Below are 20,482 nucleotides of genomic sequence, written 5' to 3'. Positions count from 1 at the left end.
AACAAAGGTCATGGGTCGAATACACACCAGACAGATGGATGCGCCCGGACGCCTCAATCCCCTGATGAAGGGGCCGGCTGCATGGTGCCGATGAGGGAGCGGGGTTCGAAGGCCCGCTTGCTGCGCACCTGCTCCTGCTGGAAGTAGCGGCCCAGGATCCGGACGACCACTCCGATCACCGCCAGATTCCCCACCAGGATCAGCCCATATTGGACCCAGGTGGGCGCCGGCAGCTTCATCACCAGCATCTGCCAGAGGATCAGGGCCAGCACCTGGGGCACCAGGACCTTCCAGGCAAAGGCCATCATCTGATCGATGCGAACCCGGGGGAACGTCCCCTTGATCCACTGGACCACCACATAGACGGCGAACGTTTTGGCCAGGAAATAGACCAGCCCCAGCAGCGGAATCTGGTCCACCAGGGGGCCCTGCCAGCCACCCAGGAAGAGCATGACGGCGATGGCGCCCAGGAAGAAACTGTTCAGGAACTGGGCCAGGAAGAACATGGCGAACTTCATGCCGGAGTACTCGATGTGGAAGCCGGCGATCAGCTCCGACTCCGCCTCCAGCAGGTCAAAGGGCGTCTGTTCTCCTTCCGCCAGGGCGCTGATGAAGAAGATCAGGAAGGCGGCAGGCATGATGAAGACGAACCAGCCCAGGCCGATGTTGAAACCGAAGATGCGCAGCGCCTGGGCTTCCGAGATCCCCCCCAGGCGCATGGTACCCGCCAACAACACCGGCGCCAGCATGGACAGCACCATGGGGATTTCGTAGCTCAGGAGCTGGGCCACCACCCGGAAACCTGCCAGCAGCGCATACTTATTGCTGCTGCCCCAACCGGCCATCAGCGCGGCCATGATACCAATGGAACCCAGGGCCACCAGGTAGAGCACGCCCACATTCAGGTCTGCGCCGATGAGGCCCGGGGCAAAGGCGACCACCGCCAGGGACATGATGACCCCAAAGACCGAGAGGATGGGGGCCAGGTTGTACGAAATGGGATCCGCATTGGCCGGCCGGATGTCCTCTTTGGACAGCAACTTCAGGGCATCGGCCACCGTCTGCAGCAGGCCATATTTGCCCACCCGATTGGGGCCAATCCGGTCCTGGAGGCGGCTGATCACCTTGCGGGTGATCCAGATCAGGATCAGGGCCAGCAGTGGCGCAAAGGTGGCCAGGACCAGCGCGCCCACCAGATAGGCGACGGTCAGGGCGACAGGCTCGGGCAAACCCAGGCCCGCCAGCCAGTTTGATAGGGTCTCACTCCACAGCTGCATCAAAACCTCCACCTCAGCCTTTTGGGTGCTTCAAGGAGCACAGACGGTTTCCAGGAACCAGGGCAGCATCCCCCAGGATTTACTCTTACTACCGCCATCCAAACTACTGCATTTACTACTGCATTACTGCCATTCCAAACTACTGCCATTCCAAGGCGCCCTTGCGCCATTCCAGGAACAGGCCCAACAGCAGGATGACCACAAAAGTGATGGTAGCCACCACCCCAAAGAACGACAGCCGCTGGTAGGCCACGGCGATGGGGAAGAGGAAGATGACTTCCACATCGAAGATCAGGAAGATCAGGCCGATCAGGTAATACTGGGCCCGGAACTGCACCCAGGTATCCCCCACCGTCTCCATACCGCTCTCATAGATGTCCACCTTAACCGGATCCGGGCGCCTGGGCCCCAAAATCATGCCCAGGATAATGGTGATGGTGGGCAACAAAAAGGCCAGCACGCTCAAAATTAGAACAAAGGCATATTGTTGCAACATGCGGGGTTACTCCTCGCCAACTGGTAGAGACTGGTAGAGAAGGATCATCAACCTGTGTAATCACCCGGTCCAAGATTCAGGTCGCGATAAATCCAGGTCGCGATAAAGGGCGGGCCACGGGACAGAGCCCGCTGCGTTTGTGTAGAACGTAACAAACACCGACGTATGGTAGCATACCCACAAGGTTATCGGAAAATTTGCCCGGCGGGAAATCGGCTTATGCCTGCAACCCAGGCCAACAGCATCATCAGAACAGAGCAGGAGGACAGCAGCTGAGATTGTAGCATGCTTTACAAAGCCAGAGCAAAAAGCATAAAGCCACCGGGCGCACACGCCCTGCATGGCCCGACTTGCCCGCCCCCCAGCAACTACCAATGCGCCGGGTCCAGGAAACGCCCCATTGATTTGGCGCAGCCGCCAAATGTTGACACGCCCATACGCTCGTGATAGAATTAACAATTAGTTTGGCTGCGAATTACACGGCGGTACGACACACAGGGCACAGTATGATTCGGCTGCGCCAAACCGGCGCCAAATCCATGGTGAAATCCATGGTGCCAGATCCATGAAGCCTGCCGCTGTTACCAGGGGCGCCTGCCAAGCCCGGCAGAAACGCAACTCATTGAGGGTGCCTCCCAGAGGGTATCTGCTGAATCTCTGGTGTGGCCTCTACACCAGGCTATACCGGTGCCCGCTCAGCCGGGCTGTGCCCCTGTCTGACGACTCAACACCCAGGTGTTGAGTCTATCTTTTGTCATGTCTTCAACCGGCAACAGGATAGGCGTTTGGGCGCTGAAGCCATACGCCAAAGCCATACACCGGACCCAAGGAGATCCCAAGGAGATATAGACAGCCGTGGCAACTGACTATCTGCCCTTACTCATCTTCCTGATCGTCGCCAGCGTTCTATCGGCCATTACCATCATCCTGCCCAGCCTGCTGGGCCCCCGCCGGGACAACAAGCAGAAGCTGGAACCCTACGAGTCCGGCATCATTCCCTTTGCCGATGCCCGACGGCGCTTCCCGGTTAAGTATTACCTGGTGGCCATGCTCTTCATCCTGTTTGACATCGAAGTCATTTTCCTCTACCCCTGGGCCGCCATCATCCGGGATCTCCGGGACACCTACTCTGCCGCCCTGGCCCTGCTGCCCATGGGCTTCTTCCTGCTCGTTTTGATCGTCGGCCTGATCTACGAGTGGAAGAAAGGTGCGCTGGACTGGGGGCAGAAATGACAGCCAGCGCCGGGCAGAGGCGCAAGCAACGGGCTACGGTCCGTTGAAGCGCCAGGGTGACAGACGGCGACAGAGAGGGACGGGCCCGGTGCCCCGGGTACCACGGAGGCCCGCCCAGCATGAAAACAGACTGGCTTCCGGGAGGAGGGCGGGACGATCAGCGTGGCTCGGCTCGGCTGCCCCCTCCCGGAAGCTGTTATCTCACCATCCAACGTTGACAGGCATGCCAACATTGACAGGGATGTCTGAATTCGATAGGGTTAATGGTTGACCCCCGCCCGTTGCCATCCGCCATCGCGGCCCGATGGCCGGGAACAAGCAACAAGGACAAACCAAAGGGGACAAGCCCAAGTCCAGCTGTGCCATCCAGTCGAGGTTACGCCGTCGACAACAGGCGCAGCATGTAGAGCGCAACATCAAGTAGAGCGCAACATCAAGACGTAAAAGTCAAGATGACGTCAAGTCAAGACGAGGGAAATTTCACCATGGGCCTTGAAGAAAAATTGCCAGAAGGGATTCTCACCGCCAGGCTAGAAAGCCTGGTCAACTGGGGCCGACAGAACAGCACCTGGCCCCTCCTGTTTGGCCTGGCCTGCTGTGCCATGGAGATGATCGCCACCAGCACCGCGCGCTTCGATATCGCCCGCTATGGCTCAGAGCTCTTCCGGGCCAGCCCCCGCCAGGCCGACCTCATGATCGTCTCCGGCCGGGTGAGCAACAAGATGGCGCCGGTGGTCAAGCGGATCTACGACCAGATGTTGGAGCCCAAATGGGTGATCGCCATGGGCATCTGCGCCAGCGCCGGCGGCCCCTTCAACAACTACGCCATCATCCAGGGCGTGGACAAGCTGATCCCGGTGGACGTCTACATCCCCGGCTGCCCACCCAGGCCCGAAGCCCTGCTCTATGGCCTGGACAAGCTGCGGGAAAAACAAGGACGGGAGACCTTTGCCAAGTATCGGCGGGCGGAAATCGCCCGGGCCATGGTCGGCCCAGAGGAGATCGAATCCCTGGAATCCCTGCGGCAAAAAGAGGCCGCCTAGCCGAAGCCTGGTCTCCCCGGTATCGCACACCATCTGTCTGGAGAAACCCATGCTGAACGTCTCTCCGATTCACCGACCCTATGAAACGCTCCCCGGCCTCAACGACCCGTCTATCCCGGCCCTGGCTCCCCTGCCCACCGGGGAGACGGAGGACACCCGGCGCATCGTCGAGCGCTTCGGCGACGCCATCCTGGCCGCCGGCCAACACCGGGGCCAGCAGATGGTCTACGTCACCGCCGACAGGCTGGTGGAGCTGGCCCAATTCCTGAAAACGGATCCCCAGCTGGCCTACGAAGCCCTCATCGACGTCACTGCCGTGGACCGGCTCAAACTGCCCATTCCCCAGGGCGAGGAACGTTTCCACACCGTCTACCAGTTCCGCTCCTACCGGCGCAAGCAGCACCTGATGGTCATCTGCCCTGTGCCGGGGGATGACGAAAACGCAGCCGTGCCCAGCCTGACGGCCGTCTACCAGGGGGCCAACTGGCCGGAGCGGGAGGTCTATGACCTGATGGGCATCCGCTTCACCGGCCACCCCGACCTGCGCCGCATCCTCATGCCCGAGCACTGGCCCTACCACCCCCTGCGCAAGGACATCCCCCTGGGTGGCGAGGAAGTGCCCTTCACCCTCACCTGGGAAGATCCCGAATTCGAAACCCTGGGCAAGCAGGTGTTGCCGGCCGAGAGCATCAAGCCCCATGTCCCGCCGGGCATGCACCGGGAAAACATGATCATCAACCTGGGCCCCCACCACCCCAGCACCCACGGCGTTCTACGCCTGGTGGTGGAGCTGGACGGCGAGACGGTGGTCAATGTAGACCCAGACCTGGGCTACCTGCACAGCGGCTTTGAAAAGACGGGCGAGAACAAGCGCTACAAGGACTTCGTCTACTACACCGACCGCATGGACTACCTCTCGTCCATGAGCAACAACCTGGGCTATGTGCTGGCTGTGGAGAAATTGCTGGGGCTGGAGATCCCCGAGCGGGCCCAGGTGATCCGGGTCATCATGGCCGAGCTCCAGCGCATCGCCTCCCACCTCTTCTGGCTGGGCACCCACGTGCTGGACGTCTCCGGCACCGGCATGAGCCTGCTCATGTACGCCACCCGGGAGCGAGAACGGATCCTGGATCTCTTTGAGATGGTCTGCGGCGCCCGTCTGACCCTCAGCTACATCCGCATCGGCGGCGTCTGGAAGGACTTGCCGCCCGCGTTCATCGAGCACCTGCGGGACTTCCTGCGGGTGATGCCCGGCTACATCGACGACTACGAGGCCATGCTCACCGAATCGCCCATCTGGCAGGAGCGGCTGGAGGGGATCGGTGTTCTCAGCCGAGAAGATGTCATCGACATGGGCCTGACCGGCCCCATGCTGCGGGGCAGTGGCGTGGACTGGGATCTGCGCCGGGACATGCCCTACTCCGGCTATGAGAATTACGACTTCAAAGTCCCGGTCTTCAACGAAGGGGACAGCTACAGCCGCTATCTGGTGCGCATGGAAGAGATGCGCCAGAGCCTGCGCATCATCGAGCAGGCGCTGAACAACCTGCCGGACGGCCTCTACCGCACCGACGACCGCAAGGTGACGCCGCCCCCGCGCGCCGAGCTGGACATCAGCATGGAAGCTCTGATCCATCACTTCAAGTTGATGACCGAAGGCTTCCGGGTGCCGCCGGGGATGGTCTATCACGGCATCGAAGCCAGCAAGGGTGAACTGGGCTTCTACATTTACAGCGACGGTTCGGCCGTCCCCTATCGCCTGCATGTGCGTGGGCCGAGCTTCAACAACCTCTTCGCCATCAGCAAGATGTGCAAGGGGGAGATGCTGTCGGACGTGATTACCAATATCGGGACGATCGACATCGTGCTGGGTGAAGTGGATCGCTAGCGCCACGCACTACGCACCCATCAGCGTGAGGAAGCAAGCCAATGATGCTCTCTGAATCTGTTCGAGCAGAAATCCAAAAGTGGATGGCCCTCTATCCGGAAGGGCGCCAGCGTTCGGCCATCCTGCCGGCCCTGTATGTGATCCAGCGGGAATTTGGCTACTGCCCGGTGGAAGCCCAGAATGAGCTGGCGGAGATGTTGGGCCTGGAGCCGGCCGAAGTGGGCGCGGTGGTGGGCTTCTACAACATGTTCCACGAAGAGCCCGTGGGAGACTACCACGTGGAGGTGTGCACCAACGTGCCCTGTATGTTGCGGGGGGCCAAACAGTGCATGCACCACTTCGAGGAAAAGCTGGGCATCCACCACGGCGAGAAGACGGCCGACGGCAAGTTCGCCCTGGACCACATGGAATGTCTGGGCTCCTGCGGCACGGCCCCCATGGCTATGGTCACCGAGATGAAAACCGGCAAGATCCGCTATTTTGAAAACCTGGACTCGGCCGAAGATGTGCAGCGGGTGCTCGACCTGATCCAGAGCGGCAAGGCCTTCCAGACGGTGGAACGCTGGACCCCCGAAGGAGACCCCGAGCTGGAGGGCAAGGGCGCCGGCCCCTACCGCCACGGCGGCATGGAACCCCGCTTCCTGATGGCCCGGGTGGATCAGGAAAACAGCCACCGGATCGATACCTACGAGGCCGATGGAGGCTACGCCACGGCCCGCCGGGTCCTGACCGAGATGAAGCCGGAAGAGGTGGTGGAACAGGTCAAAGCCAGCGGCATCCGGGGCCGGGGTGGTGCCGGCTTCCCCACCGGCGTCAAGTGGGGGTTCCTGGCGCCGGCCTTCCCCCGCTACCTGGTGGTCAACGCCGACGAATCGGAGCCCGGCACCTTTAAAGATCGCATCATCATGGAGTATGACCCCCACCAGCTCATCGAGGGCATCATCCTGAGTGCCTACGCCATCCAGGCCGAGCTGGCCTTCATCTACATTCGGGGGGAATACTACTTCGCCTACACCCGCCTGGTGGAGGCCGTCCAGGAAGCCAAGGAAAAGGGCTACCTGGGTAAAAACATCTTCGGCACCGACAAAAACCTGGAAATTGTGGTCCACCGGGGCGCCGGCGCATACGAATGTGGCGAGGAGACAGCCCTCCTGACCAGCCTGGAGGGCTACCGGGGACATCCCCGCATGAAGCCCCCCTTCCCGGCGGTGGAAGGGCTCTACGCCAAACCCACCATCGTCAACAACGTGGAGTCCATCTGCAACGTGACCCACGTCATGCGCCACGGCGTGGAGTGGTACCGGAGCTTCGGCACCGAGAAGAGCCCGGGCATGCGCATCTTCTGCCTGAGCGGCAACGTGAAGTACCCGGGCCTCTACGAGTTGCCCCACGCCACGCCCCTCTCCGAGCTGATCCACAAGTACGGCGGCGGCCCCCAGGACGACAGCGCGCCCATCAAAGCCATCGTGCCCGGCGGCCTCTCCATGAAACTGCTCACCGCGGACCAGATCGACACTCCCCTGGACTACGAAAGCATGCAAGAGGCTGGATCCCTCCTGGGCTCCGCGGGGGTCATCGTCATCGACGAACGCCAGTCCATGGTGGAAGTGGCCCTGCGCACCCTTGCCTTCTACCGGGAGGAGAGCTGCGGCAAATGCACCCCATGCCGAGAAGGCACCGGCTGGCTGGAAAGCATCCTCATGCGCATCCAGAACGGCGGCGGCCGGGACCAGGACCTGGAGCTGATGGAGTACATCACCCGCTTCATCGCAGGCAAAAGCTTCTGCCCCTTTGGGGATGCCGCGGTCTGGGGTCTGCAGAGCAACCTGGCCAAGTTCCGCCATGAGTTCATCGAGTACATCGACCGCACCAACCCGGACAACATCGGCCCGGCCATTCCCATCCGCCCCATCTACCGGCCGGATGTGGAACAGCCCAGCAAGCTGCGGGACAGCACCCTCAAGCCGCTGGGAGAGTCGCCGCTGCTGCGGGACCACGTGGTTGGAGACTAATCAACAAAGGGATGCGTCCCCGTTTGGCTGCCAGCCAGTACCCGCCAAACAGGGACGCATCCATCGACGAGTGTCACGAACATCTTCCACAGGTGCGTGGCCGATGTCCATCCTCACGAGCCGGTGGACCTGCGCACCCGGGTGGTAGATCAGCCAGTGTAACGACAGGTGATGCACCCCTATGACCGAACAAGTAACCCTTACCATTGATGGCCAGGAGGTGACCGTACCGGCCGGCACTCTGGTGGTGGACGCGGCGGCCAAACTCCGGATCGAAATCCCGGTCTTCTGCAGCCACCCCAAGCTGGACCCGGTAGCCTGTTGCCGCATGTGCCTGGTGGAAATCGACGGCCCCCGGGGCCCCATGCTCCAGACGGCCTGTTCGGTCCCCGTTCGGGACGGCATGGTGGTTCGCACCAACACCGAACAGGTGAAGGCCACCCAGGAGGCCAACCTGGCCTTCATTCTGCTCAACCACCCGCTGGATTGCCCCATCTGCGACAAGGGCGGCGAATGTCCCCTCCAGGACCAGACCATGCGCTTCGGCCCTGGCATCAGCCAGCTGGTGGAACCCAAGCGCCACAAGCAAAAGCACTACCTGATCTCCGATACCATCGTGCTGGATCAGGAGCGCTGCGTGATCTGCTGGCGCTGCATCCGCTACCTGGAGGAGTGGGAGGACAAGCCCCAGTTGGGCCTCTTTGAACGGGGCGGCGCCACCATCATCGACATCCAGGATGGCAAGCCAGTGGACGCCAAGACCAGCGGCAACATCATCGACATCTGCCCGGTGGGCGCCCTCACCAACCGGGTGGCCCGCTTCGCCTTCCGCCCGTGGGAGATCGAGCGCACCCCCAGCGTCTGCAACCACTGCTCCATCGGCTGCAACATCCGCCTGGACAGCCGGACCCATACCGTGCGCCGCATTGTGGGGCGGGAGAACATGCAGGTCAACGACCAGTGGATCTGCGACAAGGGGCGCTTCGCCCACGCCTGGGTCAACAGCCAGGAACGCCTCACCATGCCCCTGGTGCGCAAGAATGGCGAATTGGTTCCCACCTCCTGGAAAGAAGCCATCCAGACGGTGGCCGACCGCCTGCGGGAGATCAAGGAACGGCACGGCCCCAACGCCATCGGCGGCATCGGCAGTGCCAAGCTGAGCAACGAGAGCAACTACCTCTTCCAGCGCTTCATGCGGGAGCTCATCGGCACCAACAACATCGACCACCGGGACGGGGCCGAAGTGGCTGCCCTGCCCACCGGCCTGCCCGCGCTGGCCGATGTGATGAAGCCCCAGTACGGCCCCGACCCCAAGGTGGATACCATCTTCCTCTTCGGGGTGGACCCGTCGGAAGAGCTGCCCATCCTGGACCTGCACCTGAAGCGGGCCGTGCGCCGGGGTGGCGCCCGCCTGATCATCGCCCACCCCCGCAAGATCGAACTGACCCGCTACAACGGCCCCTACCTGGGCTACCGGCCCGGCACCGAAGCGACCCTGCTCAACGGCCTGACCAAGGCTGCCCTGGCCGTCAACGAAGGTGAAAAGCCCCGGGTGGAACAGATGGTGGCCGACGTGACCGAGCAGCAGCTTCAGGAGCTGTGCGGCGTGGACCCGGCCACTGTCCAGGAAGCGGCCCGCCTGCTGGCCGAGAGCAAGCAGGCCCTGATCATCTACGGGCCCATGGTGGCCCGAGGCGCCAACGGCCAGAATGTGGTCAACGGGCTGATCAACCTGGCCATGGCCACCGGCCACTACGAACGACTGGCCTACGTGGGCCTGGAGGCCAACAGCCAGGGCGTGCGGGACATGGGCGTCTTGCCCAACCAGCTGCCCGGCTACGCCAGCCTGGATGACCCGGAGGCCCGCCAGCGCCTGGAGCGGCTCTGGGGCTGCCAGCTTCCCACCGACCCGGGCCTGACCTACCGCCAGATGCTGGACGGCGCCGGCCAGGCCATCAAGGCCCTCTACATCATGGGGGCCAACCCGGCCAGCGAACGGCCCACCTGGGCGGCCAACCTGGACAAGCTGGACTTCCTGGTGGTGCAGGAGCTCTTCCTCACCGAAACCGCCCAGAAGGCGGACGTGGTCCTGCCCGCGGTGAGCTGGGCCGAATGCGACGGCACCTTCACCAACCTGGAGCGCCGGGTCCAGCGGGCGCCCAAGGCTGTCCAGAACCCCCACAGCAAGGCCGCGCCCGACTGGATGATCCTGGATCATCTGGCTGTGCGCATGGGGGTGAACTGGCCCTACGCCGACGAGCAGGCCATCACCCGGGAGATCAGCCAGGCCATCCCCTTCTACGGGGGGCTCACCTGGGACGCGCTGGGCGACCAGGGCTTGCAGTGGGACGCTGCGGCAGTTCGCCCGCGGCCAGCCTACCGCAAAGTGCAGCAGCCTCCGCTCCCGGCAGCCGACGGGGACGAGTTCACCCTGGTGACGGGCACCGTCCTCTACGATGGCGGCACCCTCTTCCGGCTGACCACCCAGATGCAGAACATGGCCTTTGGGCCGGTGGCCGGCTTCAACCCCGCCGACGCCGAGCGGCTGGGCATCCAGGACGGGGCAGAGGTCCAGGTGGGCAACGACCACGGGCAGCTGACCCTGAAGGCCGTGCGCCATGCCCAGGTGCAGCCGGGCACAGTCTGGATTCCGGAAAGCCTGCCCGGGGCGCCTGTGGGGGCGTTGCTCAACGGCAGCGACGTGGAAACTGTCCGGGTCAAAACCAGGTAAATCCCGGCAGAAATTCGCCGATAGGTTCCACCAGAGGTAGTGCGCCCAGAGGGCACCCGGAATTTCTGCCGTGGTATTTACGCCAGATTGTACAAGTAAGATTGGAACGTGCTATGGATTGGCTGAACCTTGTCATCTTACCGGTCCTTCGCTCCATCGTCCTGGCCTTCGTGCTCTTGACCGGCGCTGCGTACCTGACCTGGTTCGAGCGCAAGTTGCTGGCCCGCTTTCAGGTCCGCTATGGCCCCAACCGGGCCGGCCGTTTTGGCCTGCTGCAGCCGGCGGCGGACGCGGTGAAGGCCATGTTCAAAGAGGAGATTGTGCCCCGGCATGTGGACAAGCCGGTCTATCTGCTGGCGCCGGCCCTGGCCCTGATGCCGGCCCTGGTGATCTGGGCGGTGATCCCGGTGGCCAAGGGGGTGCCAGCGGTGGCCGACGTCAAGATCGGCTTCCTCTGGATCCTGGCCATTGCCGGCGTGGAGACCTACGGCGTCATCCTGGCTGGCTGGAGCAGCAACAACAACTACTCCCTGCTGGGCGCCCTGCGCTCGTCGGCCCAGATGATCTCCTACGAACTGCCCCTGGGCCTTTTTCTGGTCAGCATCCTGATCCTGGCGGGCGGGTTTAGCCTGGTGGAGCTGGTGGAAACCCCCCGGGCCTGGTGGGAATGGCTCTGGCTGTGGATCATGTTCCCCCTCTTCTTCATCTGCATCCTGGCCGAGACCAACCGCAGCCCCTTCGACCTGCCGGAGACGGAAAATGAGCTGGTGGCGGGCTATCAGACGGAATATGGGGGGATGAAATTCTCCCTGTTCATGATCGCCGAATACATCAACATGATCACCACCAGCACCATCATGGCTACCCTCTTTTTCGGGGGCTACAAGCTGCCCTTTGGCATCGGCAGCGAAATTCTCCCCTTTTTGGGACCGTTCATCCTGGCAGCCAAGGTGATCGCCCTGCTCTTCCTGTTCATCTGGGTGCGGGCCAGTGTCAGCCGGCCCCGCTATGACCAGCTGATGCGCTTCACCTGGAAACAGTTGCTGCCTTTGAGCCTGGCCTACATGATCATCACAGCGGTGCTGACGGTGTTGTTCAAATAACAGAGATGCCCGGGCAGCCACAGGCTGGCCGGTTTTCAGGGGAAAAGAACGATTATGGCCATCCATGACTTTATCAAGGGAGCAATTGACATCGGCAAGGCGATGGGCGTCTCTCTGAAGGCGCTGCGCCAGAAACCGGTGACCATCGAATACCCTCGGGACGCGGCTCCCCTGTACCCTCGCTTCCGGGGTCGCCATGAGCTGCGCCGGTATGAAAACGGCCTGGAGCGGTGCATCGGCTGCATGCTCTGTGAGGCCGCCTGTCCCACGGGCGCCATCTACGTGGAGGCAGCGGAGAATGACCCAGAGCACCCGACTTCGCCCGGCGAGCGCTATGCGAAAGTATACGAGATCAACCTGCTGCGCTGTGTCTTCTGTGGCGACTGTGAAGAGGCCTGCCCCACCGAGGCCATTGTCCTGGGGCATGAGTTTGCCATGGCCAACTACAGCCGGCGGGACCTGATCCTGACCAAGGAGCAGCTGTTGAACCCGCCCGAACCGCACGTCATCATCCGCCCGGAGTAAAGCCCTATGTCCCTTCCAGTGCTCTTTTTCATCCTGGTGGGCGCCCTCAGCTTCGCGGCAGCCATTGGGGTGGTGGCCAGCCGCCAGCCTGTGCACAGCGCGCTCTTTCTGTTGACCCATTTCGTCACCCTGGCCGTGCTGTACGTCACCCTGGAGGCTCAGTTCCTGGCTGCGGCCCAGGTTATCATCTACGCCGGCGGCATTGTGGTGCTGATCCTCTTCGTGATCATGCTCATCGGCAGCCAGGAGATCGAAGGGGTGGCAGCCCACCGCTCGTGGACGCCTTTTGTGGGCATCACCCTGGGCCTGATCATGGTGGCCACCATGGTCTACACCCTGGTGCCCAGCTTCCAGGGCGTCGAACCTGCCCCCACGGTCATCCAGGGCGGCATTCCCGAGGCAGTGGGCATGAGCCTGTTCACCCGCTACATCCTGCCCTTTGAACTGGCAGCCGTTCTCCTGCTGGTGGCCTTGTTGGGCGCCCTGCTGCTGGCCCGCCGGCCCAAGGACGAAGTGCAACGCTAAACCCAGATCTCTGTTGATTCGAGGGGAAGAGCCGTGGTTCCAACCAGTTACTACCTGATCCTCAGCGGCGTCATCTTCATGATCGGCGCCACCGGTGTGCTACTCCGACGCAACGCGCTCATCATCCTCATGTGCGTCGAAATGATGCTCAACAGCGTCAACCTGACCCTGATCGCGTTGAGCCGCCAGTGGGACAACCTGAACGGCCAGATCTTCGTGTTTATGATCATGGCCGTGGCTGCGGCGGAGGTGGCCGTGGGGCTGGCCATCGTCCTGGCCCACACTCGCCACAGCAAGACGACCAACATCGATGAAATCAATTTGATGAAGTGGTAGTAAATCCCGGCAGAAATTCGCCGATGGTTTCCGCCAGAGGTAGCGCGCCCAGAGGGCATCCGGAATTTCTGCCGTGGCATTTACGCCAGATTGTAGTCGTAGTCAGGGAATCATGAACGAAGGACGCACTCATGTTTGACATCGCGTGGTTCTTGTATGCCTTGCCCGCGGCCGGTCTCCTGGTCAACCTGCTGATCGGTCATCGGCTGAGCAGGCAGGCCATCGGCTGGATCGCGTCAGGGGCGGTGATCGGCTCGTTTCTGGTGGCCCTGGGCCTTTTGGCAGGTCTGCTGGGCCTGCCCGCCGAGGAACGGATCATCACCGTCCACTTGTGGGACTGGATAACCATCGGTTCCTTCCATGTGGCCGCGGCCCTGCTCATCGACCCCCTGAGCGTGACCATGGCCCTGATCGTGACAGGTGTGGGCGCGCTGATCCACATCTACTCCATCAGCTACATGGAGCACGATGAGCGCTTCCAGCGCTTCTTCATCTACCTGAACTTGTTCATCCTGGCCATGCTGGTCCTGGTCATGAGCGACAGCTTCCTGGGCATGTTCGTGGGCTGGGAAGGCGTGGGCCTGGCCTCCTACCTGCTCATCGGCTTCTGGTTCGACCGGCGGGACGACAGCTACGGCTACTATGCTGATGCGGGGAAGAAGGCCTTCCTGGTCAACCGGGTGGGCGACTTCGGCATGATCATCGCCATGCTGATGCTGTGGACCAGCCTGGGTTCCCTCACCTTCCTGGAGGTCTTCGAGGCGGCCGAGCATGGCCTGGCTGCAGGCACGGCCACGGTGATCTGCCTCTTGCTGCTGCTGGGGGCCACGGGTAAGAGCGCCCAGATCCCCCTCTACGTCTGGCTGCCGGACGCCATGGCCGGCCCCACGCCGGTCTCGGCCCTCATCCACGCGGCCACCATGGTGACCGCGGGCATCTACATGATCGCCCGTACCAACGTGCTGTGGCACATGACGCCGGTCGCGTCGGGCACGGCCGCCTGGATCGGCGCCCTGACGGCCCTGCTGGCCGCCAGCATTGCCCTGGTCCAGGTGGATCTGAAGAAAATCCTGGCCTATTCCACCATCTCCCAGCTGGGCTACATGATGCTGGGCGTTGGGGTGGGCGCGTACGGTGCCGCCATCTTCCACCTGGTCACCCACGCCTTTTTTAAGGCCCTTCTCTTCCTGGCTGCGGGTAGCGTCATGCACGCCCTGGATGGCGAGCTGGACATCCGCAAGATGGGTGGCCTGCGGGAAAAGATGCCTGTGACCTACCGCACCTTCCTGATTGGCGCGGCAGCCCTGGCCGGCATCCCGCTGATGTCCGGCTTCTTCTCCAAGGATGCCATCCTGCTGGGGGCCCTGAGCCAGAATGTGGTGCTGTATGCGATCGGGCTGTTCACAGCCTTGTTGACCGCCTTTTACAGCTTCCGGGCCGTCTTCGTACCCTTCCATGGCACCCCGCGTGACCAGCGGCTTTACAACCACGCCCACGAGAGCCCCCCGCTGATGACCGGGCCCCTGTGGGTGCTGGCCATCCTCTCCATCTTTGGCGGCGTCCTGAACCTGCCCTTTGTGCTCACCCTGGAGCGCTGGCTGGAGCCGGCCCTGGGGCACCACGAGGAGCCCCTGCTCACCCTGGAGCTCATCGCCATCACCTTGAGCGTGATTGTGGCCGTCTTTGGCTTCTTGATGGCCTATGCCCGCTACCAGACCAACGAAGCCTGGCCCCGGCGGCTGGCGTCCCCGTTTGCGGCTCTCCAGCCGGTGGTGGAGCACAAATGGTATGTGGATGAATTCTACATGGCCGTGGTGGTCAACCCGGTGCGCAGGCTGGCCGACTGGTTCGCCCAGGTGGTGGACAAGCAGTGGATCGACGGCGCGGTCAATGGCGTGGGACGCCTGAGCCTGGCCTGGGGCGAGCAGATCCGGCGGCTGCAGAACGGGGTGGTGCCGGCCTACGCCCTGAGCATCCTGTTGGGCGTGGTCGCTGTGGTCGCCTACTTTGTCTTCGGCGCGTAAGCCATGTCGCGCGACGAGAATCGGTTTCCATCGCCAGGTGCCCTGCGCGCCTATCATGTGTCAAGAGGATAGACTCGATGATGTCACCTTCTATCCCGTACCTGTTATCCATCATTACCTTTCTGCCCCTGTTGGGCGCCCTGGCCATCGCCTTTGTAGGCGATGATGGGAGCAAAAAGCAGATCGCCCTGGGGACCACCGTGGTCACCTTTCTGGTGAGCCTGCTGCTCCTGACCGGGTGGGAAGGTGGCCAGGCCGGCATGCAGTTTGTGGAAGATTACGCCTGGCTGCCCGAATTCAACATGCACTACCATCTGGGGGTAGACGGCATCAGCCTTTTCCTGGTGCTGTTGACCACCTTCCTCATGCCCATCGCCATCTATTTCAGCAACCTTTACGTGCAGGAGAAGGTGGGCACCTACCTGATCCTGATGCTGTTGCTGGAAACGGCCATGACCGGCGTCTTCGTGGCGTTGGATCTGGTTCTCTTCTTCGTCTTCTTTGAATTCAGCCTGATCCCCATGTACTTTCTCATCGGGCGCTGGGGAAGCGGCGACCGGGTCTACGCGGCCCTCAAGTTCTTCCTCTACACCTTTGCTGGCTCGGCGCTGATGTTGGTGGCCATTCTGGCCCTCTACTTCCAGACGGGCACCTTTAACATCCTGGAGCTGCAAGGAGCCGCCCTCAGCCCCGCCTTCCAGACCTGGGCTTTCCTGGCCTTTGCCCTGGCCTTTGCCATCAAAGTGCCCATCTTCCCCTTCCACACCTGGCTGCCGGACGCCCACGTCAACGCCCCCACCGCGGGCTCCATCATCCTGGCCGGCATCCTGCTGAAGATGGGCACCTACGGCTACCTGCGGCTGGCAGCCCCCATTTTCCCGGAGGCAGCCGCCCAGTTCGGCCCGCTGGTGGCAGCCCTGGCGGTGATCGGGATCCTCTACGGCGCGCTGGTGGCCCTGGTGCAAAAGGACTTCAAGTCCCTGGTGGCCTACAGTTCGGTGGCCCACCTGGGCTTTGTCATGCTGGGCATTGTGGCCTTCAACCCCCAGGGCGTCAGCGGCGCGGTGCTGCAGATGGTCAACCACGGGCTGAGCACAGGCGCCCTCTTCTTGATGGTGGGCCTGCTCTACGAGCGACGCCACACCCGCATGCTGGATGACTTCGGCGGCCTGTGGAAGAGCGTGCCCATCTACTGCGGTTTCCTGCTGGTGGTGGCCATGAGCAGCGCGGGGTTGCCCGGGCTGAATGGCTTCGTGGGGGAATTCACCATCCTCCTGGGGATGTATCAACACACGCCCTTCTTTGCCGTGCTGGGCGGTGTGGGGGTGATCCTGGCCGCCTGGTATCTGCTGACCGCCTTCCGCAAGGTGGCCCAGGGGCCCATCACCCACGAGGAAAACCAGGTGGGCAGGCTGCAGGATCTCCGTCCCAACGAGGTGGCCATGTTATTGCCGCTGGTAATCCTGTTCTTCGTAATCGGCCTCTTCCCCAACCTGTTCCTGGAGAAGATCAACCCATCTGTCGAGGCGCTGGTCCAAAACACAGCCATTGTCATGAAGGTTGAGCGTTAGTATGCAGCCACTCATGGAACTCTCCGACTTGAACTGGAGCGTCCTGCTCCCGGAACTACTCCTGGTCGTCACGGCCATGGCCATCATGATGGTGGACATGTTCGCCGACGAGGAGCAGTCGCCCCTGCGCCAGGTGTTGCCCTGGCTGGCCCTGGTCGGTGTCATCCTGGCCGGAGCCGCCTGTGCCTGGCTCTGGAATCAGCCTGCCGCCACCTTCCAGAACATGGCGGTGACCGACCATTTCGCGCTGGGCACCGGCCTGATTGTGCTGGTAGCCACGGCCCTGGGCATTCTGCTGAGCGTCCACTACATCCCCCTGGTCAACAAACAGATGGGGGAATACTATGCCCTGTTGCTGCTGGCGGCCTCGGGCATGGTGATGATGGGCAGCGCCACGGATCTGATCGCCATCTTCCTGGCCCTGGAGATCTTGTCCCTGGCCCTCTACATCCTCAGCGGTCTGCACCAGCAGAACCCCCGCAGCACAGAAGCCAGCATGAAGTACTTCTTGTTGGGGGCGTTTGCCAGCTCCTTTTTTGCCTATGGCGCGGCGCTGGTCTACGGCGCGGCGGGCAGCACCCAGCTCTCGGCCATCGCCGAAGTGCTCAACAGCGGCCAGGGTTCCCTCTTCCTGCTCTATCCGGGGATTGCCCTGCTCATTGCTGGCTTCGGCTTCAAGGTCTCGCTGGTGCCCTTCCACATGTGGACGCCCGACGTCTACCAGGGGGCGCCCACACCCATCACCGCCTTTATGAGCGTGGGCACCAAGGCTGCCGCCTTCGCCGCCTTCATCCGGTTTCTGCTGGAAGCGGTACCCGGCCAGCAGGAGAGCTGGGGCTGGGCGCTGGCCATCCTGGCAGTGCTCACCATGACCCTGGGCAACCTGGCCGCCCTGCGTCAGACCAGCCTGAAGCGGATGCTGGCCTACTCCAGCATCGCCCATGCCGGATACATCCTGGTGGGGCTGGCCCCCGGCACCCCGGCCGGCGCCGATGCAGCCCTCTTCTACCTCTTCACCTATGCCTTCATGAACATCGGTGCCTTCGCCATCGTGATTGCCCTGGAACAGGCCGAGGAGGACGACGCGCTGCAGAACCGGGCGGCCGGCATCGCCGACCGCTGGCCCTTGCTGGCCATGGCCATGGCCATCTTCATGTTCAGCCTGAGCGGCATTCCGCCCCTGGCCGGATTCTTCGGCAAGCTGTTCGTCTTTAAGGCAGCAGTGGACGGGGGCTGGACGTGGCTGGCGGCCATCGGCATGTTGAACAGTGCCATCGCCGCCTACTACTACCTGCGGGTCACCGTGGCCATGTACTTCGAGCGGCCTGGCGCTGAGACAGCCGCCCAGGGCAAACAGTGGGCCCCGCTCCAGCTAGGGGTGGCCCTGGCGGCCCTCTTCACCATTCTCATCGGCATCTATCCCAGCCTCTGGACCGGCCTCTTCGGGAACGGCCTTGGCAGTTAAGCTGAGGGGTGAACACAGGGGATTATTGTCCGCATAACGCACCGGGGCCAGCGCTATCCTGGAGTAGCGCTGGCCCCGGTGTTTTGTTTGGGGCTATTAAAACTGCTCGCTTTTCTTTCTATATTTCGACCCATCCGCCGAAACAGCAAAAACAACGCAGAGACCTGGGAGCCAGAAGGCGTCCCTAAACGGAAACGAGGGTTTATCGACTTCGGTGCCGGGTTAACCATCGCCTTGTACCGGCTCTTCCAAAAATTGCCGAGGTGTCATGATGGCTATCCCACGAAATGGATGCAAAATCAGCAGGTCTTCGTCACCGCTCACGATACAGATTGCATCACCGTTAATAGCGAGTTCCAAAAACTTGTCATCTTTAGGGTCACGACACGCAACCACGCGCTCCATGATCTCCACCAGGATGCCGTCCCTGACAAAAGCGCCCAGGAATTCCAACCGCTCTTCTTCGGTCACATACTTTTCGAATCCCTTACGATGTAAAACATCGTTCAATTCTTCAATGGTAGCATACGAGATGAGTAATTTTCCCTGCTGGGTTGCTTTATCAAAGGCCTGACGAGCGACAGAGTGCTTCAGCAGGAGTGCGCTGATAACAACATTGGTGTCAAAAACAAAGCGCGGTTCATTCGGCATTCAACAATGACTCCAGAACCTCGGAGGTGAGGCCGCGCTCCTCGGCCTTTTGACTGATTTCATCCATGATTACCTGCAAGGGACGCGGTGATACCATCAGTTCCCGCAGCCAAATGTTGAGTAACAGCTGAACCTTTCTTTGCAGGTCAGCAGGGGCCTGACGATAAAGCCTTGCTGTATCTGTATCCAAAGAAATCGTTATGGTCGTGGTCATTTCACACCTCCAGACGAGATAATACCACACTCTTGGAGTGATGTGGCGCAAACTAACAGCGAGCCTCTGGTGTGGTTGCAATAGAAGTATAGCTCACGCCCACCGAAACCCACCATCGGATGTCGCCGCAGAAGCGCAGCAAGCAATGCCCGCCATGTGGCCTTATGCCCTAGAGACCGCCGATGAATCAGGTAAGGCTCTTGGCAACGTCGCTTGATCCTGCTATTGAAACTCAATTTTGCGGTGGCGCATGACCACGCTCTCGGCCAGGCCAATGGCCAGCAACATGGAGATCAGACTGCTACCGCCGTAGCTGATAAAGGGCAGGGTCAGGCCTGTCACCGGGAGAAGCCCCATGTTCATGCCCACGTTGACCACCGTCTGGAAAAAGACTAGCGAGGCCACCCCGGCTGCCAGTAACCGGCCGAAGTGATCCTGGGCCAGGTCCGCGATGCGCAGCAGACGCCAGACGACAAAAAAGAGCAGCAACAACACCAGGACGGCACCTACCAGGCCCAACTCCTCGGCGATGACGCTGAAAATAAAGTCCGTATGGCGCACCCGCAGGAAGTGCAGCTGGTTCTGGCTCCCGTGGGCCCAGCCCCGCCCCAGCCAGCTGCCCGAGCCGATGGCGATCAGGGCCTGGGTCACGTTGTAGGAGGCCGCCTGGGCCGCCTGGGGATTGATGCACTCCTCCGGCAGGTTGTCGAAGAGGCGTCGCACCATGCCCAATCCGTCCTCGTCCAGGTAGATGCAAATGCGGGCCAGCATGTAGCCCTGCAAGGTATTGCCCATAAAGGGCAGGGCCGCCAGCATGCCGCCGGCCATCATCCCCAGCTGCCAGAAGCGAATGCCTGCCACCAGGATGAGCACGCCACCAATGAAGGCGTAGGTGATGCTCATACCCAGATCGGGCTGGAGGTAGACCAACACCAGCGGGGCGAAGAGGAGAAAGAGGGCGCCCAACAGATAGGGGAGCCGGTGTAGCTGGTCATGATACCAGCTCAGATACCAGGCCATGAAAACGATCAGGAGGAACTTGCCGGCTTCGGTGGGTTGCACCAGGGTGCCGCCCACAGCAATCCAGCGCTGGGAGCCGGTCCCCTGGGTGACGCCGAAAAGACGAACGGCCACCAGGAGGGCCACGAAGATGAGAAAGGCCGGCGGCGCCAGCAGTTCCAGGTGGCGGTAGTCCACCATGGCCACGATCAGCAAGGCCACCAGGCCCACCCCGGCAAAGATGGCCTGCCGGTACCAGTAGTCGCTGAGGTCCACGGTGTTGTAAGTGGCGCTGTAGATCATGGCCACGCCAATGGCACACAGGGCCAACACCGCTAGCAATAGGGACCAGTCAAAATAACGCCAGTATTGTCGTTCACCCATGGATT

The 20,482-nt window shown here is 61.9% G+C and carries 17 protein-coding genes and 1 pseudogene; 13 read left to right on the top strand and 5 right to left on the bottom strand.

The annotated features are described in order from the left end of the window. Nucleotides 1-53 precede the first annotated feature (53 nt). Nucleotides 54-1,277, bottom strand: coding sequence for an NADH-quinone oxidoreductase subunit NuoH (gene nuoH / locus FKZ61_RS19700; RefSeq protein WP_141611857.1), 1,224 nt, complete (start codon nt 1,275-1,277; stop codon nt 54-56). Between the two features lie 139 nt (nt 1,278-1,416). After that, nucleotides 1,417-1,773, bottom strand: a complete 357-nt coding sequence (locus tag FKZ61_RS19695; protein WP_141611856.1) for an NADH-quinone oxidoreductase subunit A — start codon at nt 1,771-1,773, stop codon at nt 1,417-1,419. An 855-nt stretch (nt 1,774-2,628) separates the two neighbouring features. On the opposite strand from FKZ61_RS19695, the gene FKZ61_RS19690 reads away from it, so the two are divergent. From FKZ61_RS19690 to FKZ61_RS19635, 13 genes and pseudogenes are all read left to right on the top strand, one after another. Beyond that, on the top strand, nt 2,629-3,006 hold the full coding sequence (locus FKZ61_RS19690) for an NADH-quinone oxidoreductase subunit A (RefSeq protein WP_141611855.1): 378 nt from the start codon (nt 2,629-2,631) through the stop codon (nt 3,004-3,006). A gap of 485 nt (nt 3,007-3,491) precedes the next feature. Further along, nucleotides 3,492-4,049: an NADH-quinone oxidoreductase subunit B gene (locus FKZ61_RS19685; protein WP_141611854.1), complete on the top strand. Its 558-nt coding sequence runs from the start codon at nt 3,492-3,494 to the stop codon at nt 4,047-4,049. Nucleotides 4,050-4,098: 49 nt separating this feature from the next. Continuing rightward, nucleotides 4,099-4,650: pseudogene (locus tag FKZ61_RS24535) on the top strand (NADH-quinone oxidoreductase subunit C); the annotation flags it as partial. 111 nt (nt 4,651-4,761) lie between these two features. Then, nucleotides 4,762-5,937 carry an NADH dehydrogenase (quinone) subunit D gene (gene nuoD / locus FKZ61_RS24530; RefSeq protein WP_407659961.1) on the top strand — a complete coding sequence of 392 codons (1,176 nt, stop codon included), beginning with the start codon at nt 4,762-4,764 and terminating at the stop codon, nt 5,935-5,937. Nucleotides 5,938-5,978: 41 nt separating this feature from the next. Then, nucleotides 5,979-7,949, top strand: a complete 1,971-nt coding sequence (gene nuoF, locus FKZ61_RS19675) for an NADH-quinone oxidoreductase subunit NuoF (RefSeq protein WP_141611852.1) — start codon at nt 5,979-5,981, stop codon at nt 7,947-7,949. A gap of 181 nt (nt 7,950-8,130) precedes the next feature. Next, nucleotides 8,131-10,680, top strand: coding sequence for an NADH-quinone oxidoreductase subunit NuoG (gene nuoG / locus FKZ61_RS19670; protein WP_141611851.1), 2,550 nt, complete (start codon nt 8,131-8,133; stop codon nt 10,678-10,680). 113 nt (nt 10,681-10,793) lie between these two features. Then, nucleotides 10,794-11,783: an NADH-quinone oxidoreductase subunit NuoH gene (nuoH, locus tag FKZ61_RS19665; protein WP_141611850.1), complete on the top strand. Its 990-nt coding sequence runs from the start codon at nt 10,794-10,796 to the stop codon at nt 11,781-11,783. Between the two features lie 54 nt (nt 11,784-11,837). Further along, on the top strand, nt 11,838-12,308 hold the full coding sequence (gene nuoI, locus FKZ61_RS19660; protein WP_141611849.1) for an NADH-quinone oxidoreductase subunit NuoI: 471 nt from the start codon (nt 11,838-11,840) through the stop codon (nt 12,306-12,308). Nucleotides 12,309-12,314: 6 nt separating this feature from the next. Continuing rightward, entirely contained in the window at nt 12,315-12,833 is a 519-nt protein-coding gene (locus FKZ61_RS19655; protein ID WP_141611848.1) for an NADH-quinone oxidoreductase subunit J family protein, read from the top strand. A gap of 33 nt (nt 12,834-12,866) precedes the next feature. Then, the gene (nuoK, locus tag FKZ61_RS19650; RefSeq protein ID WP_141611847.1) at nt 12,867-13,169 is read left to right on the top strand and encodes an NADH-quinone oxidoreductase subunit NuoK; all 303 of its coding nucleotides are present in this window, start codon (nt 12,867-12,869) and stop codon (nt 13,167-13,169) included. A 131-nt stretch (nt 13,170-13,300) separates the two neighbouring features. Further along, a complete protein-coding gene (nuoL, locus tag FKZ61_RS19645) occupies nt 13,301-15,193 on the top strand; it encodes an NADH-quinone oxidoreductase subunit L (protein WP_141611846.1) in 1,893 nt (630 codons plus the stop codon). Nucleotides 15,194-15,270: 77 nt separating this feature from the next. Beyond that, on the top strand, nt 15,271-16,764 hold the full coding sequence (locus FKZ61_RS19640) for a complex I subunit 4 family protein (RefSeq protein ID WP_229964326.1): 1,494 nt from the start codon (nt 15,271-15,273) through the stop codon (nt 16,762-16,764). 1 nt (nt 16,765) lies between these two features. Further along, a complete protein-coding gene (locus tag FKZ61_RS19635; RefSeq protein WP_141611845.1) occupies nt 16,766-18,229 on the top strand; it encodes an NADH-quinone oxidoreductase subunit N in 1,464 nt (487 codons plus the stop codon). Between the two features lie 222 nt (nt 18,230-18,451). Here the strand turns inward: FKZ61_RS19635 and FKZ61_RS19630 are convergent, their stop codons facing one another. The 3 genes from FKZ61_RS19630 to FKZ61_RS19620 all read right to left on the bottom strand — a co-directional run bounded on the left by FKZ61_RS19630 (nt 18,452) and on the right by FKZ61_RS19620 (nt 20,477). Beyond that, on the bottom strand, nt 18,452-18,880 hold the full coding sequence (locus FKZ61_RS19630) for a putative toxin-antitoxin system toxin component, PIN family (protein WP_141611844.1): 429 nt from the start codon (nt 18,878-18,880) through the stop codon (nt 18,452-18,454). Continuing rightward, nucleotides 18,870-19,094: a hypothetical protein gene (locus FKZ61_RS19625; RefSeq protein WP_141611843.1), complete on the bottom strand. Its 225-nt coding sequence runs from the start codon at nt 19,092-19,094 to the stop codon at nt 18,870-18,872. Before FKZ61_RS19625 ends, FKZ61_RS19630 begins: the two co-directional genes overlap by 11 nt. Nucleotides 19,095-19,316: 222 nt before the next feature. After that, nucleotides 19,317-20,477, bottom strand: coding sequence for an FtsW/RodA/SpoVE family cell cycle protein (locus tag FKZ61_RS19620; RefSeq protein WP_141611842.1), 1,161 nt, complete (start codon nt 20,475-20,477; stop codon nt 19,317-19,319). Nucleotides 20,478-20,482: the final 5 nt, after the last annotated feature.

The sequence above is a fragment of the Litorilinea aerophila genome (assembly GCF_006569185.2).
Lineage (GTDB): Bacteria > Chloroflexota > Anaerolineae > Caldilineales > Caldilineaceae > Litorilinea > Litorilinea aerophila.
Note: the sequence above shows the minus strand (reverse complement) of the source record. Positions and strands in the feature narration are given on the sequence as shown.

Bases quoted from the DNA above. Each gene is read 5' to 3' on its own strand.
- FKZ61_RS19620 (WP_141611842.1), bottom strand. From the start codon at position 20,477: ATGGGTGAACGACAATACTGGCGTTATTTTGACTGGTCCCTATTGCTA.
- nuoI (WP_141611849.1), top strand. From the start codon at position 11,838: ATGGCCATCCATGACTTTATCAAGGGAGCAATTGACATCGGCAAGGCG.
- FKZ61_RS19635 (WP_141611845.1), top strand. From the start codon at position 16,766: ATGCAGCCACTCATGGAACTCTCCGACTTGAACTGGAGCGTCCTGCTC.
- FKZ61_RS19640 (WP_229964326.1), top strand. From the start codon at position 15,271: ATGATGTCACCTTCTATCCCGTACCTGTTATCCATCATTACCTTTCTG.
- nuoH (WP_141611850.1), top strand. From the start codon at position 10,794: ATGGATTGGCTGAACCTTGTCATCTTACCGGTCCTTCGCTCCATCGTC.
- FKZ61_RS19695 (WP_141611856.1), bottom strand. From the start codon at position 1,773: ATGTTGCAACAATATGCCTTTGTTCTAATTTTGAGCGTGCTGGCCTTT.
- nuoH (WP_141611857.1), bottom strand. From the start codon at position 1,277: ATGCAGCTGTGGAGTGAGACCCTATCAAACTGGCTGGCGGGCCTGGGT.
- FKZ61_RS19685 (WP_141611854.1), top strand. From the start codon at position 3,492: ATGGGCCTTGAAGAAAAATTGCCAGAAGGGATTCTCACCGCCAGGCTA.
- nuoD (WP_407659961.1), top strand. From the start codon at position 4,762: ATGCACCGGGAAAACATGATCATCAACCTGGGCCCCCACCACCCCAGC.
- nuoG (WP_141611851.1), top strand. From the start codon at position 8,131: ATGACCGAACAAGTAACCCTTACCATTGATGGCCAGGAGGTGACCGTA.
- FKZ61_RS19625 (WP_141611843.1), bottom strand. From the start codon at position 19,094: ATGACCACGACCATAACGATTTCTTTGGATACAGATACAGCAAGGCTT.
- FKZ61_RS19655 (WP_141611848.1), top strand. From the start codon at position 12,315: ATGTCCCTTCCAGTGCTCTTTTTCATCCTGGTGGGCGCCCTCAGCTTC.
- FKZ61_RS19630 (WP_141611844.1), bottom strand. From the start codon at position 18,880: ATGCCGAATGAACCGCGCTTTGTTTTTGACACCAATGTTGTTATCAGC.
- nuoF (WP_141611852.1), top strand. From the start codon at position 5,979: ATGATGCTCTCTGAATCTGTTCGAGCAGAAATCCAAAAGTGGATGGCC.
- nuoL (WP_141611846.1), top strand. From the start codon at position 13,301: ATGTTTGACATCGCGTGGTTCTTGTATGCCTTGCCCGCGGCCGGTCTC.